The 13,971-nt window shown below is 33.8% G+C and carries 13 protein-coding genes and 1 riboswitch; of the genes, 1 reads left to right on the top strand and 12 read right to left on the bottom strand.

The annotated features are described in order from the left end of the window. Positions 1 to 473: 473 nt before the first annotated feature. A complete protein-coding gene (locus J7E16_RS08765; protein WP_214890907.1) occupies positions 474 to 1,178 on the bottom strand; it encodes an O-methyltransferase in 705 nt (234 codons plus the stop codon). Positions 1,179 to 1,403: 225 nt separating this feature from the next. Here J7E16_RS08765 and cbpA point away from each other — a divergent pair, with 225 nt between their 5' ends. Then, a complete protein-coding gene (cbpA, locus tag J7E16_RS08760; protein WP_214890905.1) occupies positions 1,404 to 2,045 on the top strand; it encodes a cyclic di-AMP binding protein CbpA in 642 nt (213 codons plus the stop codon). Between the two features lie 54 nt (positions 2,046 to 2,099). Here cbpA and J7E16_RS08755 read toward each other — a convergent pair whose 3' ends face one another. The 11 genes from J7E16_RS08755 to J7E16_RS08705 all read right to left on the bottom strand — a co-directional run. Then, the gene (locus tag J7E16_RS08755; RefSeq protein WP_214890903.1) at positions 2,100 to 2,591 is read right to left on the bottom strand and encodes a QueT transporter family protein; all 492 of its coding nucleotides are present in this window, start codon (positions 2,589 to 2,591) and stop codon (positions 2,100 to 2,102) included. Between the two features lie 4 nt (positions 2,592 to 2,595). Beyond that, positions 2,596 to 2,641, bottom strand: a riboswitch (PreQ1 riboswitch). 127 nt (positions 2,642 to 2,768) lie between these two features. Then, positions 2,769 to 3,119 (bottom strand): type II toxin-antitoxin system PemK/MazF family toxin, encoded by a 351-nt coding sequence (locus J7E16_RS08750; RefSeq protein WP_034547378.1) that lies wholly within the window; start codon positions 3,117 to 3,119, stop codon positions 2,769 to 2,771. Between the two features lie 27 nt (positions 3,120 to 3,146). Continuing rightward, on the bottom strand, positions 3,147 to 3,395 hold the full coding sequence (locus J7E16_RS08745; RefSeq protein WP_034547376.1) for a hypothetical protein: 249 nt from the start codon (positions 3,393 to 3,395) through the stop codon (positions 3,147 to 3,149). Positions 3,396 to 3,607: 212 nt separating this feature from the next. Then, on the bottom strand, positions 3,608 to 3,973 hold the full coding sequence (gene acpS / locus J7E16_RS08740; protein WP_214890901.1) for a holo-ACP synthase: 366 nt from the start codon (positions 3,971 to 3,973) through the stop codon (positions 3,608 to 3,610). Positions 3,974 to 4,181: 208 nt separating this feature from the next. Next, on the bottom strand, positions 4,182 to 5,768 hold the full coding sequence (gene cshA, locus J7E16_RS08735) for a degradosome RNA helicase CshA (protein ID WP_251006139.1): 1,587 nt from the start codon (positions 5,766 to 5,768) through the stop codon (positions 4,182 to 4,184). A gap of 489 nt (positions 5,769 to 6,257) precedes the next feature. Beyond that, on the bottom strand, positions 6,258 to 6,968 hold the full coding sequence (locus tag J7E16_RS08730; protein ID WP_214890899.1) for a Bax inhibitor-1/YccA family protein: 711 nt from the start codon (positions 6,966 to 6,968) through the stop codon (positions 6,258 to 6,260). Between the two features lie 86 nt (positions 6,969 to 7,054). Then, entirely contained in the window at positions 7,055 to 8,443 is a 1,389-nt protein-coding gene (locus J7E16_RS08725; protein ID WP_214890897.1) for a UDP-N-acetylmuramoyl-tripeptide--D-alanyl-D-alanine ligase, read from the bottom strand. Positions 8,444 to 8,548: 105 nt separating this feature from the next. After that, positions 8,549 to 9,649, bottom strand: coding sequence for a D-alanine--D-alanine ligase (locus tag J7E16_RS08720; RefSeq protein WP_214890895.1), 1,101 nt, complete (start codon positions 9,647 to 9,649; stop codon positions 8,549 to 8,551). A gap of 248 nt (positions 9,650 to 9,897) precedes the next feature. Continuing rightward, entirely contained in the window at positions 9,898 to 10,656 is a 759-nt protein-coding gene (locus J7E16_RS08715; RefSeq protein ID WP_214890894.1) for a hypothetical protein, read from the bottom strand. Positions 10,657 to 10,867: 211 nt separating this feature from the next. Beyond that, positions 10,868 to 11,422, bottom strand: coding sequence for a LemA family protein (locus tag J7E16_RS08710; protein WP_214890892.1), 555 nt, complete (start codon positions 11,420 to 11,422; stop codon positions 10,868 to 10,870). A gap of 425 nt (positions 11,423 to 11,847) precedes the next feature. Then, positions 11,848 to 13,971, bottom strand: a 2,124-nt coding sequence (locus tag J7E16_RS08705; RefSeq protein WP_214890890.1) for a BglG family transcription antiterminator, incomplete at its 5' end; no start/stop codon positions are given.

Here is a 13,971-nt window from a genome sequence, read left to right as displayed (position 1 = left end):
ATCAAACTCTCATATAAAATGATGCTTGAAGCTCATTATTGAATTGCTAGCGAATAATTATTCACTAATTTTGTTACTGTTGACTTAGCACTGCTAAGTCACCCTCACATTTGTTTCATCTCACTTTGTTTAGTTTTCAAAGGTCAATCACTTTATCTGACAACTTCTGTAGTATAACACTTTCAATTTAAGCTGTCAACGTGTTTTAAATAATTATTTCTTATTGTGCATATTTATTCATGCAACCGCTTCGTTACATTTCTGGCACTACAATATAATAACATTATATTATTGTAGTTGTCAACAATTTATTTCTCTAGTTATTTTCGTTGTTACTATCTTTGCTGCATATCGCAACAACGTGTCTTACTATACCAAGAGTTTTCTTTTTAGTCAATACCAAACACTTAATTTTTATCGATTTAAACCTATCAATAAAAGTCATACATTGATAGGTTCTTTTCCATCTACACTTACACTTTTTCTTCTATCATATAAGAAAAGTCTGTATCATCCTTTTTTACTACCATCAAAAGGCCGTCTCCCAACGGAACAATGCTTGACTCTAGAGAGGGATGGTTCATTACGACCTCTAAAAAGGCATTTAATTTGCGGTGGATAGTTCTTCTGTTTTTAGGAATGTCTTCTTTAGGTGCTAAAATAGTTCCACCTTGCAAAACGTCATCAACAATTAGCATACCATCTTTTTTTAATAATCGCATACAATCTGGGAAAAAATCATAATACTTCGATTTCGCACTATCCATAAAGATAAAGTCGTATGGTCCTTCTAACGTTGAAAGTACATCTGCTGCTTGACCTTCTAATAAAGTAACTTTACCGTTCAATCCGAGTTCTTTATAATTTTTTTTTGCTTTTTGAATCATAAGATCATAACGATCGATCGTTGTGACATGACCTTCATCACCTACATGTTGTGCCATTAAGCTTGAAGAAAATCCGATAGCAGCTCCAATCTCCAGAATTTGCTTTGGTTTTATTTGACCTAATAATAAATTTAAAAATACTACTGTTTCATGAGGTATTATCGGAACACCGTCTTCGTTCGCTTGACGTTCGATTTCTCCAAGTCTTCCATTAAGTGGTTTTTGTTTATTTCGAAGAAACGTCACTACTTCCTTGTCAACAACTGGTCGATACATCATTTCATTTCTCATTATATTCCCTTGCCTTTCTATTCATCTTAATTTATTTTTTGGCTATCTGCTGGTTCTTTTTTATTATAGAATGCCCAATCCTTTCAAACAAGTTAATCTTACTACTACTTATCTGATTCCACATCCTTTAAAAATCTTTCAGCCGTTTTTAAAAGCATTGGATACCTTAACCACTATATGTTATTATCAAACTAAATAAACCAATCCTTAAAGGAGGATACACCCATGCTTATAAAATCACTTTGTATTCCTAAGAGTAAACTGACTACAGTAAGCGAAACCGTAACACTTCAAGAAGCTATTGATATACTTGAAAAGTCCGGATTCCGCTGTGTGCCTATCTTAGATGAATCTGGAACAATTTTTAGAGGGAATATTTACAAAATGCATATCTATCGTCATAAAGCTAATGGCGGGGATATGAATTTGCCGGTAACTCACTTATTAAAAAATGCCACAAAATTCATTTCTATGAACGCATCATTTTTTAAAGTCTTTTTCTCGATTAAAGAGTTGCCTTATATTTCTGTATTAGATGATGATAACCGTTTTTACGGAATTTTGACTCATAGTTCATTACTTAACATGCTGCAACAATCTTGGAATGTTAATACAGGAAGCTATGTATTGACCATTGCTTCTACCGGCCATAAAGGCGATTTAGCAAATATGGCAAAAATCATTAGTCGCTATTGCTCTATTTCAAGTTGTATTACATTAGACGTTGAGCACGATGAATTAGTTCGCCGCACGATGATCACTTTAGAGTCTGGAGTCACAAAAGATACGGTTAAACAACTAACTAGTTCTTTAAGCAAAAAAGGGTTCCGTGTCGTTGAAGTAGAAGATTTGAAAAATGTTGGTTGATTTACACTTTCTGATAAAAAAAGCTGAATGCTAGTGCATTCAGCTTTTTTTATTTTATATTTCCATCTGTTTATTAAAATTAATTTTTTTATCCAAATAGATCATGATCGGCATACCAATACTCATCACAGCAAATTCTCCGATTGCAACGGTAAAATAACTAAGCCAGAATGGTAACTGCAACGCTAAATACAATTCCCATGCTATCAGAGCTGAACCAAGGGTGAAAACAATCGTATTCACACTCATTTTTAGCCAAACATTTGTTATTTTTCTTGTTATACCGCTCATTATAAGTAAAGATAAAAGTGAATGCGCAACGCCAAACACAACATCATACACCACCATAGTTGAGAAAAAAAGATTGGAAATAAACACTCCACCAACTATTCCCAAGATATACTTTTTATTGAATACAGCTAAATGATTTAACATTTCAGCTACACGAAATTGAATCGCCCCAAAAGATATGAAGGCAAGTAACGAAGTAATTACAACATATACCGCTGCGACTGCAGCATTTGTTACCAAATTTTTAGTTTTCATTTTATTCCTCCTAGTTTTTTTTCGTGGGATGGTCAACGAACCACGGTTTAACAACTTTTACAGCATACCATCTAATCCATATTTATTCAATTTTGTTTAAGTATGTACCTTTTTACAAAACCAAAACAAAAAAAGCACCCGTTTATTTACGAATGCTGAAAGATAGTCACATTCCTATTATACTTGTCTTGATAATCCAACGCTTATTTCAAGTGCATCATCGATTTTTTTCATCATTTTAAAGTCTAATTGAGTCACTTTTTCATGCAAACGTTGTTTGTCGATCGTTCTTATCTGTTCTAATAAAACAACAGAATTTTTTTCAAGATTGTACTCTTCTGCTGATATTTCAACATGGGTAGGCATCTTTGCCTTTTGGATCTTAGCTGTTATAGCGGCTATAATAACGGTTGGACTATAATGGTTGCCAACATTGTTTTGAATAATCAAAACTGGTCGCATTCCACCCTGTTCTGAACCTATAACTGGCGATAAATCAGCATAGTAAATCTCTCCCCGTCTCACCATAGGTATTTTCCTCCTTATGACACTTGGTTAGAATTGGGCACCAACCTCTTTTTCACAAACTTCAAATTCATTACAAATATCAAGATTGATACGAGACATCTCTGCATATCCTTTACGCATGGTATCATAGATTATTAAATTCTCTTCTAAAAAATAATTCATAACCGAATTAACAAATTCATTTTCATCAATATTTGCGATAGCGCAATATTCTTTAACATCTTTGTAAACCTCTGGTGCTAAATTAACTTTCATTATGTTATCATTTTCATCCATTGCCCCATACCTCCTAAAAGATTACCTTTTTATACCCCATAAAAAGGATTCACTTCAAGTTCATGTTACCATGAAACGATAAGCATTGAAACCGTTGTTAAAATAAAAAACAAGTTTCATTTTATTCGGCTATTTGATTTTACATCTAAGTATATTGGAGCCCTAATCAAACTATTTTAAAATAATTATATGTATGACTATATTTCTATTGGCTACATATCTCGATCCCCCTTTTCTAATATTACTTGTGCTGCAACAATTGAATCAGTATGAGTAATAGAAAGGAATGCTTTCCCTTGAAAAGGGGATTTTCCAACAACTGGTTTTCCGAAGTTATCTGGTATTATCTCAATATCTTGAAAACCTAATTTCCCAATTCCTGTCCCCATCGCTTTCGAAAAAGCTTCTTTTGCTGCATATCTTCCCGCTAAAAATTCTATTTGTCGGTTACCTTTTAACCTAGAGAAAATTTCCATTTCCGCAGGAGTAAGTACCCGACTTGGGAAGTTTTCTCGCTTCAAATAAGCTTCTTTTACTCGAGAAATTTCCGCTATATCTAGACCGATACCTACGATCATCTTATACACCTCTTTTATGCCTATATTGCTTTTTTTAATTATTCAAATCATATTTGGTACTATTAGAGTTATCTTATCAAATATTACTTCTAATGTCACTTGTAAAAGGTAATTAAATCTATTTTTAATGGTATACTCTCATTTTTCATTTAAAGCTTTTGAATATAAAAAAGGTTGAGACAAATGTCTCAACCTTTTTCTAACTATTTTAGTCTTTATCACGGATAGTAAATTTACGTTCTCCGCCAGCTTTACGACGGTTATCAGTAGATTTTCCACGGCTGTCTTTACGACGGCTGTCGCTTCCGCTATTTTTTGAATCTTTATTCCATTTTCCACTTGCGCTTCCACTTCCACTTGCGCCACCACGACGTTCAGCAGGTTTTCCACTACGGCTGTTTCCGCCACGGTATCCACCTTTACTGCTGTTTCCGCCACGATTACTTCCACCGCCGCCATGACTTCCGCCTTTACGGCCTGGTAATGGGCGTTCTGGTGTAATTTTAACTGGTACTTCATCAGCATCTTTTGTTACATTCTTCAAGAATGCAGCAGCAAGATCTTCAGCTGTATAAGTTTCTAGTAATTGTGCTGCAGCTTTTTCATAGCGATCTAAACCATTAGCGTCAACGATTGATGCTACTTCATCGATTGATGCTTTAATTTGACCTTCAAAAGCTTCTGCATTTGTTGGTGGGCGTAATGGTGTTATTGTTTTTTTCGTTAAGTCTTCAATAACACGTAAATATCCCATTTCGTTAGGTGTAATGAAAGTTACAGAAACACCCTCTTTTCCTGCACGACCAGTACGTCCAATACGGTGGACATAGCTTTCTGGATCTTGAGGAATATCATAGTTATACACGTGTGTAACTCCGGAAATATCTAATCCACGAGCAGCTACATCGGTTGCAACTAAAATATCTAGTTTACCTGTTTTAAATGATTTCAATACACTCATACGTTTTTGTTGAGAAAGATCGCCATGGATTCCTTCTGCACGGTATCCACGAGCTTCTAAACCACGAGCTAATTCGTCTACGCGACGTTTTGTACGACCAAAAATAATAGTTAATTCTGGTGTTTGAACATCAAATAAGCGAGTCATGATATCGAATTTCTCGAAATCTTTACAACGTACAAAGAATTGTTCAATTAAACTATCAGATAATGACGTAGCTTTGATTTGAACATGTTCAGGCTCATTCATGAAGCGTACTCCAATGCGCTTGATAGCAGGCGGCATTGTAGCAGAGAATAATAGTGTTTGACGTTCAGCTGGAACTTCATGGATAATTGTTTCGATATCATCGATGAATCCCATATTTAACATTTCGTCTGATTCGTCTAATACTAATGTTTCAACATGTCCTAATTTCAATGTTTTACGTTTGATATGGTCTAATAAACGACCCGGTGTACCAACAACAATATGTGGAGCATCTTTTAATGCACGAATTTGGCGGCTGATATCAGCTCCACCGTATACTACTTGAACACGCACTTTTTTATCGCGGCTCAAACGGAATAATTCTTCTTGTGTTTGGATAGCTAATTCACGAGTTGGTGCAATAACTAATCCTTGCACATTGCGATTGTTCACGTCAATTTTTTGTAACATTGGTAAACCAAATGCAGCCGTTTTACCTGTTCCTGTTTGTGCTTGCCCGATAACGTCTTTTCCGTCAAGTGCTAGTGGAATCGTTTGTGCTTGGATTGGTGTTGCTTCCTCAAATCCTAAACGTTCTACTGATTTTAATAATTCAGGTGTTAATCCTAATTCTGAAAATTTCAATATATTTCCTCCTAATTTTAAAACCTTAAGAGATTTTTGCGAAATACAGGCACCTTCATTACTTAATCAATGCACCTGTTTGCTGTAACTCCATATAAAAACTTGATGTTCGTTCGGTCGAATGTACACCAAGTTTTTCATTTCATATAAAAAACTTGAATCGTTTTTCAAGTTTATCTGCTTATCTAGTTTCACAAAACCCTCGATGGTCTCATTTTTTTATTAAAGATTGTTCTTCAATCTAAACTATTCTATCATGTATAATTTTGTTTTTCAATTGATTTGACCTTTTATTTTGTATGAACACGTTTCCTTTTCCAATTTTCTTTCTAATCTGTGAATTCACTTATTTTAGTTTACGTTTTCATTACGCATCGTCCATTTTAATGATTTATTTTTTACAAAAAGAAACTAAAAGCGGTGTTTGCGCACGACGCTTTTAGTTTCTCAGGTTTATGTTAGTTTTTCAGACGTTACTTAAAAGATCATTTAATCTCTTCCGCCACCAAAAATGCGCAACAAACCAATGAAAATATTAATAAAGTCTAGATACAAACTTAATGCCCCGCTAATAGCTAGCGCACCTAAGTTTTGTTCTCCTGAATACTGCGCATAAAGTTCTTTTAACTTTTGAGTATCATAAGCTGTAAAGCCGATAAAAATAATAACCGTAATAAACGATAGTACCATATCAGCTGGGCCACTTTGAAGGAAGATACCATTTACTAACATAGCGATGATCAATCCGATCAGTGCTCCTCTTAGTTGCCCACCTAAAGAAGTTAAATCTTTTTTAGTTGTAAACCCTACCAGACTCATGCCTGCAAATGATGCTGCTGTAGAAATAAATGCTGCCCCAATACTCCCTAAGTCATACATCAAGAAAATAGAAGACAATGTGATCCCATTGATGATCGCAAAAATAATGAACCCAATAATTGATGCGCCTGCTGATCTTAATTTAGCACCATTCGAAGCCAGCTTCATGACCAATGCTATCTCAGCAATAAAAAAAGCTAACATTCCGAAGCGGGTACCAAAAACCAAATTTAAAATAAACGGGCTTTGAGATGCATAGAAGGCTGTTATACCCGTAATGGATAAGCCTAGTGCCATATAAATATAAATCGAAGCGAAAAATTTAGATAAACCAGTTGTATTCGCCGCTTGATTGGAAACTTCTCTTCTAGTTGTGTTCATACTAATTGATCCTCCTAATTCATTATCTAGTAACAGTATACCAATTTTTTTCGATTATTCACTCAGTCTTTAGACATATTTTTGCATTACATTTGAAGGGCTCTTACAACGGAAAGTAAATCTGTTCCTAAGCTTGATTTCAATAAAATGTAGTCTTCTGGTCCAATTTCGTTTTTGACAAATCGGATCAATGGTTCTTTATCACCGGTAAAGTGAAAAAGATTTTCTTCATTGAACGTTTCTTTTAAAGCTTCATAAAGTACGGTCATCTTATCGCCATAAAGAATAACCTTGTCGATTTGATTTGGATCCAGCGAATCCTTAACGCTTAAATGCAGCTCCGAAGTTTGTTCTCCAAGTTCCAGCATGTCACCTAAAACAACTATTTTCTTACCCTTATTTTTAAATGTACTAAAATTATCTAACACAGCTTTCATAGCAGTAGGGTTTGCATTGTAAGCATCATTTAAAATACTGCTCCCACTTAGTCCGCTTAGCCATTCTGTTCTGTTTTTAGTTAACTGAAATTGGGCAAGTTTAGGAGCTGACTTTTCAATTGATATGCCTAGAACCATTCCAGCCGTCAAAGCAGCCAAAGCATTGTTTACATTGTACGTTCCTAAAACAGGTAAACTGATCGTCAAATTTGGATTTTCATTTGTTGTAAAACTAGTTTGACTCATTTGGGCATCTATACTTAAAGGATACAAATCATTTTTAGGTGATGAGCCGAATGTTTTTAGTTGTTTATCTGCTAAAAATGCGACTCTCTCTTGTAAAAGTGATTCTTCACCTGGATAGATCAATACTCCATCTTCTTTTAAGCCTGAACTAATTTCCATTTTTGCATCTGCGATCCCAGCTCTCGATCCAAAAAACTCAATATGAGATTCGCCGATCATCGTTATAATGGCTACATCTGGTTCAGCTAAGTCTGATAAAACTTTGATTTCCCCAACATGACTCATTCCCATTTCTAAAATAACGACCTCAGTATCTATTGGCATTTCAAGAATTGTTATTGGAAGACCAATATGGTTATTAAAGTTTCCTCGTGTTTTATGCACACGGTATTGACTAGACAAGACTGCATCTGTCATATCTTTTGTAGTCGTTTTTCCATTACTTCCTGTAATTCCGACAACTTTTGGATTCACTTTTGCTAAATAATACTTAGCTAGATCTTGCAAAGCTTTTAAGGTATCATTTACTTGAATAATAGGAAAATCATTCTCCACTTCAGGCGGAATTTCCTTTAATGGTTTGCCCCATAAAGAAGCTCTTGCCCCATTTTCGATGGCTTTTAAAATAAAGTTATGCCCATCATTATTTCCAATTAACGGCACAAACAATGATCCTTTTACTAATTTCCGAGTATCAAAATCGACTGAAATTATTGCCTGATCTGACCACTTATTAGTATCATTTAACGCTCCAACTGCTGTTGCAATTTCTTTCACTGTTAAAGAAATCATAATTACGCTCCTTTTAAATTTGATAAAATGCTGAAAGAATAAGTTGACTTGAAAAAAATAGAGACCGGGGAAACTTATCCCAGTCTCTACTTTTAGTAATAAGCTTTATTGCTCATAATTTTCATTTTGAAAAGATAGTCGTTCTTGATGTCTTCTTAGTGCTAATTGAATCAATTCTTCAACTAAATCACCGTAATTTAATCCGGTGTTTTTCCATAAAGTAGGGTACATACTAAATTGTGTAAAACCTGGCATAGTGTTTACTTCATTGATAAATATTTCATCATTGCTTGTTAAAAAGAAATCGCAACGACTCAAGCCACTTCCATCAAGCGCTTGGAAAGCGCGTACCGCAAATTCGCGTAAACGAGCATTAGCATCCTCAGAAATTAATGCAGGTATTTGTAATACCACATTATTGTTGATATATTTTGATTCATAATCATAAAAATCAACACTTTTCACTAATTCTCCAGGAACTGAGATATGAATATCATCATTACCTAAAACAGCTACTTCGATTTCTCTAGCTTCGATCCCTTGTTCAACAACAACTCGTCGATCATACCTTAAAGCTAATTCGATTGCTGCAATCAATTCATCTTGATCTTTGGCCTTGCTGATTCCTACACTTGACCCAAGATTTGCCGGTTTTATATACATAGGATAAAACAGCGTACCTTCACATTGTTTGAGAACGATTTCCTTATCATTGATCCATTCAACTTTTCGTATAGGTACATACGGAACTTGTGGTAAACCAGCTTGTTGAAAGAGTTGTTTGCTTATGATTTTATCCATACCACATGCACTAGCTAAGACACCCGCACCTACATAAGGCATGCCCATAACTTCAAATAATCCTTGAACTGTTCCATCTTCTCCATTAGGTCCATGTAGAACTGGAAAAATAACTGCATTTTCTTCTTTTATATCAGAAGGCTGAATAAGTACGCCTTCAGAACTTTGATCTTCATTAGCTGCGAATTGTGCTTTATCCGAGATTGTTAATTTTAGAACATCCGAATTTTTGATATCGCTTGCTTGTTTAACAATTGCTCCTTTTACCCATTGACCACTTCTTGTAATATATATAGGTTCCACTTCATAATAATCATAATACACTTCTTTAATAATAGAAAAAGCAGTCAGAATTGAAATATCATGCTCTGCACTCTTTCCACCATATACTAGAAAGATTTTCATTTTAGTTATCCTCCGAATTTACTTAGGCGTCTTACCTCAGATTCTTTATAATTCAAAAATTATTGTACCATATTTTTTCATAGAAAAATAGCATACCTAGATTGAAACTACGATTCTCATGTAATAGTTAAACTGATTTATTCACTTTAAAAAAAAGCCCTTTAAGCAACTCATCCGATCACAATGTTATCAATTCATCTAACATTGTGATCAAATCCAGTTACCCCTTAAGACCTTTTTTATGATTGCTATAAACTTCTTTCTTCTTTGAAAAACCAGTTTTGCTTTTTTTCATCGAAACAAAGGTTACCCAGTAAATCTTTTTCTGGAAAATCTCGATCGACAAATTTTAAACGGTCTTCTGCTAAATAAATAGGAATCTCATAGATCTCTTGTTTTATTTTTAACTTTTTAAAGGAAAAAACAACTCCTTCTTTAAGCAGCGGAAGCAAATCTTTAACTTCGGAGACTGGTATACGCGTGATCATTTTAGTTTTCTTGAAAATGAATTTGTTTCTTTTATCATTTATTTTTTTTTCCATGTTATTTGTAATATTAATCGATAAAAGGCTATAAAATTGGTCTAAATTTCGGTAATATACTTTAGTCATTGCTTCAGGTAAAGTTAAATGAATATAATTATTTTGTAATTTATAATAGAACGGTGAATGCAAATGTGTAGAGGCATGTGCAATATACAACAACTCAGATATCTCAACCGGCGTTAGCTGTCTCATTAGTTCAACACTTTCAAAATCGATCCATTTAGAAGAATCATCAATTACATGTTGGCTTCGTTCGAAGTACTCTTGGATTCTTGCTATTCCTCGAATCATACGAAAACCAGTATGAGGGTCAAGTTCCCCAACACCCTTAGGTGCATTTAGTAATAGAATATTTTTAATCGGTCTCTTAACGGCATCTTTATATTCATTCATTGTGAAACCTTTACTCAACACAGCGTTTGTAATAGTATCTAAATGGACATAAGTTGTTTCTGATGGCACGACACATTTCTCCCTTTGTCTTTTATCCCTTTTATTGTACTACTTGTACATCAATTAATCTGTATCAGTTAGATAATATTATGGTTACAAACATACTATGAAACCGTTTCATTAAGACAATATGATGACAATTACATGCGTTATATATAAAACGTTTGATTCTTCTATATTAAGCGGTACGAAATAATTTATTGTGGCATAAAACTTTGAGTTAAAAGGATATTTTTGGAATGATTCTGTCTTCAGGAGGGGTTTCAAGTAGCTCTATTTCTTTAAATCCATGTAGTTTAGCTATTAAATTACTTGGTAAGGCTTGCAATTTGATATTATAACTAGTGACACTTGAATTATATAATTGCCTTGAGTAGGCTAACTTATTTTCAGTTGTTGCTAATTCTTCTTGTAGTTCCTTAAAATTTTCATTATTTTTTAGATTTGAATAGCTTTCGCTTAAAGCAAAGACAGTCTTTATTGACTCAGATAATTGATTAGATACGTGCATTTTCTCTAGTCGATTTTCTACTGGGAATTGTTGTAATTTATTTCTCAACTGAATCACCTGTGTGAATGTTTCGTGTTCCTGTTTCGTATAATCTTTAATAGTCTCAATCAATTTAGGAACTAGATCATTACGTTTTTCGAGTTGAACCTCCACTTGAATCCACGCTTCCCTAACCCATGACAGGGCTTCTACTAACCCATTATATAAGCTGATATAAGCCAAGACAATAACGAAAGTTATAATAAACCCAATTATCCACTGCATAACTTCCACACCTCTCTTTTTACTATCGTACCAAAATGACTGCTGAAAAGCACGTAAGTCGTTAGCCCGTAAGTGCAAAGTAATCTAGTATATCATGTAATAATAACTATGCTTTCTGCAATACCGACAAGCATAGTTGTCATTTTTAGTTAGACCGCTTAAATTCAGCTGTCTCTTCATAAATGTATCCGAATTTCACGCGATTTGAAAGATAAAACTTTTTTTTGATGAAAATTTTTGTCAGGAGAAGGTGATTAAACGTATTACTCATGAGTATCGAAATTTCCAGAAATTTAGATACCGTATCTCAGCTGATTTTAAAGTTAAAAAAAAACAGCCTGAGAAATTTATCTCAAGCTGTTTAAACGAAGATTTATTTTTTATTAAAGTTAACTCATCCATAATAATTGATACCGATACGTTCTTTATATATTTGAAGAAATCATTTGATAAACTTCTTCTTCTATTTTATTCTGATTTAGTATCTTTATAAATTCATCTGATTTCACTAATTCCATCAAATTGACTAAAGTATCTAAATGTTCCAGGTTATCCACTGAAGCAAAACAAATTAATACTTTTAAAAAATTATCTTCAGAATACCATAACCTATTCTTGAGAATCAAAATGCTAAATCCTGTTTTAAATACATCCTTATCAGATCGAGCATGAGGAATAGCTACCCCATCTCCTATGAACATATAATACCCATACTTTTCAAAAGATTCCACTACTCTACCCATATACTTCTCAGCTACATATGAATTATCCACCAGAGGCTTGGTCGCCAAAGTAATAGCCTCTTTCCAGGAATTTACCGACTCTACTATTTGTATATGAGACCTAGGTACCTTCGCTTCTTTTTTGTTGTCAGCGGAAATTAAATCATCTAATATAAAACTGCCAAAATTATCTTTTAATGCCTTAACTAATTCCTTATTATTGCCCACTTCAACATTTGAATAAATCGTATTTACCAATTGAGAAAGTGCAATTTTCTTGGTTATTTTCATTATGCCTGCTTTTTCTAAATTTAATAAATCCTCTTTCGTAAGCATTGTATTAACTTTTATAATAGGAATATTTGTCATAACTTCTTCGAAGTCAACCGCTGTGATAATCATATCCACTAGATGCTTTTTAGGATAATCCGATAAATAATGCAGCGGGATGGTATCAACAACCTTGACATTAAATTCCCTTCCCAAACGTTGCTCCAATAGTTTTGATGCCCCAATACCTTGGCTACAAACGAGTAAAACTTTTCTCGGTTTCTTTTCAAGCAAAACGCCTCTATGAAGCGCAGCTGCAAAGTGGATCGCTATCAGAGAGACTTCTTCATCAATCTTTCTTTTGGTAGGAAGCAGGTCGGATTCTTTTAAGGATTTCAGTGTACACTTATATACATCCGAATACTCCAACTTTACATCATAATCAATATACTGATTGGATTCCATATTATTTTTGATATTGAACAAGATCGGTTTTAGATGATTCGACAGACCTTCAAATAGTTCTTTATCCTTCGTCAAATCAACGCCATAGTATTCACTGAAAATGCGAATCAGCTTAAATACTAAACTGTCCATTTCAATCCAATAATTATAAGAAATATCTGTTAACTTAATGTACTTGCCATTGATTACCATTTTAGATATTTCTATTAAATCTATTTCTTTCACTCTCACTCCATAAAATTCTTCCAATATCCCTTTTTCTAAGTTCAATACCTCCAGTTCGTAAGAATGAAAAGGCATATCTGGTTTGGAAAAATATGCGGTCGCTTTATCCTCTTTATTCCGCTGCAAGACAACTATCAAATAATTACGAATTTCTTTATATGTTTCATCAGAGAAGACACATTTAAGTTTTTCCTGCATAGCGGACAAGAACTGATTGATTCCTTTTAAATTCAGATCTCCCATATATTGATCCAAAAGTTTGGAGAATAGAAGTTTATTATGCATTGTCTCTTGAGAAATACTATCCAATACTTTCCACTGGGCATCACGAATATATTTTTCCTTCCCGGTCAGAATAAATCCTTCTTTATGCTTTAATTTCGACTCTAAATTTAACTGTTTTAATTCCTTTAAAAGTTGATTGTAATCGTTCTTTATCGTAACCCTACTGACCTGCAGTTCTCTGCTTAATTGAGTTAAATTTAGCTTGCCTAAAAGTATATAAGAACTTTTTAAAATCAAATACCGTTCATTAGGCTGTAAAATAATTTCATTAACTTTCAAATTTTCCATAAATTCTTTAATTTTTTCTTTAATCGATTTGTCGACCTGATCGAAGAGAGTAAAGGAAGATGAAAGGAGGCCATTCTTATATAGAACATCTCCAATATTATCCAAGTCATACCTTACCGTTCGTTTACTGACATTGAATTGCTTAGACAAGGAATCAATTGACCTGACTGGATTTTTCAGCAATTCCCTAATGATGTCGATTTTTCTAAAAGTAAGCATATCTTCCTCCTTTCCGATAAAATAAAAATAACAAATGTTATAGATTCGAAAACTGGTCGCTGCAGTATCTAGGAT

The sequence above is a fragment of the Carnobacterium sp. ISL-102 genome (assembly GCF_018612935.1).
GTDB lineage: Bacteria > Bacillota > Bacilli > Lactobacillales > Carnobacteriaceae > Carnobacterium_B > Carnobacterium_B alterfunditum.
Note: the sequence above shows the minus strand (reverse complement) of the source record. Positions and strands in the feature narration are given on the sequence as shown.

What these genes read in the sequence shown, in the direction of transcription:
- cbpA (WP_214890905.1), top strand. Translation starts at nt 1,404, where the DNA reads ATGCTTATAAAATCACTTTGTATTCCTAAGAGTAAACTGACTACAGTA.
- J7E16_RS08710 (WP_214890892.1), bottom strand. Translation starts at nt 11,422, where the DNA reads ATGCAGTGGATAATTGGGTTTATTATAACTTTCGTTATTGTCTTGGCT.
- J7E16_RS08730 (WP_214890899.1), bottom strand. Translation starts at nt 6,968, where the DNA reads ATGAACACAACTAGAAGAGAAGTTTCCAATCAAGCGGCGAATACAACT.
- J7E16_RS08765 (WP_214890907.1), bottom strand. Translation starts at nt 1,178, where the DNA reads ATGAGAAATGAAATGATGTATCGACCAGTTGTTGACAAGGAAGTAGTG.
- J7E16_RS08720 (WP_214890895.1), bottom strand. Translation starts at nt 9,649, where the DNA reads ATGAAAATCTTTCTAGTATATGGTGGAAAGAGTGCAGAGCATGATATT.
- J7E16_RS08725 (WP_214890897.1), bottom strand. Translation starts at nt 8,443, where the DNA reads ATGATTTCTTTAACAGTGAAAGAAATTGCAACAGCAGTTGGAGCGTTA.
- J7E16_RS08755 (WP_214890903.1), bottom strand. Translation starts at nt 2,591, where the DNA reads ATGAAAACTAAAAATTTGGTAACAAATGCTGCAGTCGCAGCGGTATAT.
- J7E16_RS08750 (WP_034547378.1), bottom strand. Translation starts at nt 3,119, where the DNA reads ATGGTGAGACGGGGAGAGATTTACTATGCTGATTTATCGCCAGTTATA.
- J7E16_RS08745 (WP_034547376.1), bottom strand. Translation starts at nt 3,395, where the DNA reads ATGGATGAAAATGATAACATAATGAAAGTTAATTTAGCACCAGAGGTT.
- acpS (WP_214890901.1), bottom strand. Translation starts at nt 3,973, where the DNA reads ATGATCGTAGGTATCGGTCTAGATATAGCGGAAATTTCTCGAGTAAAA.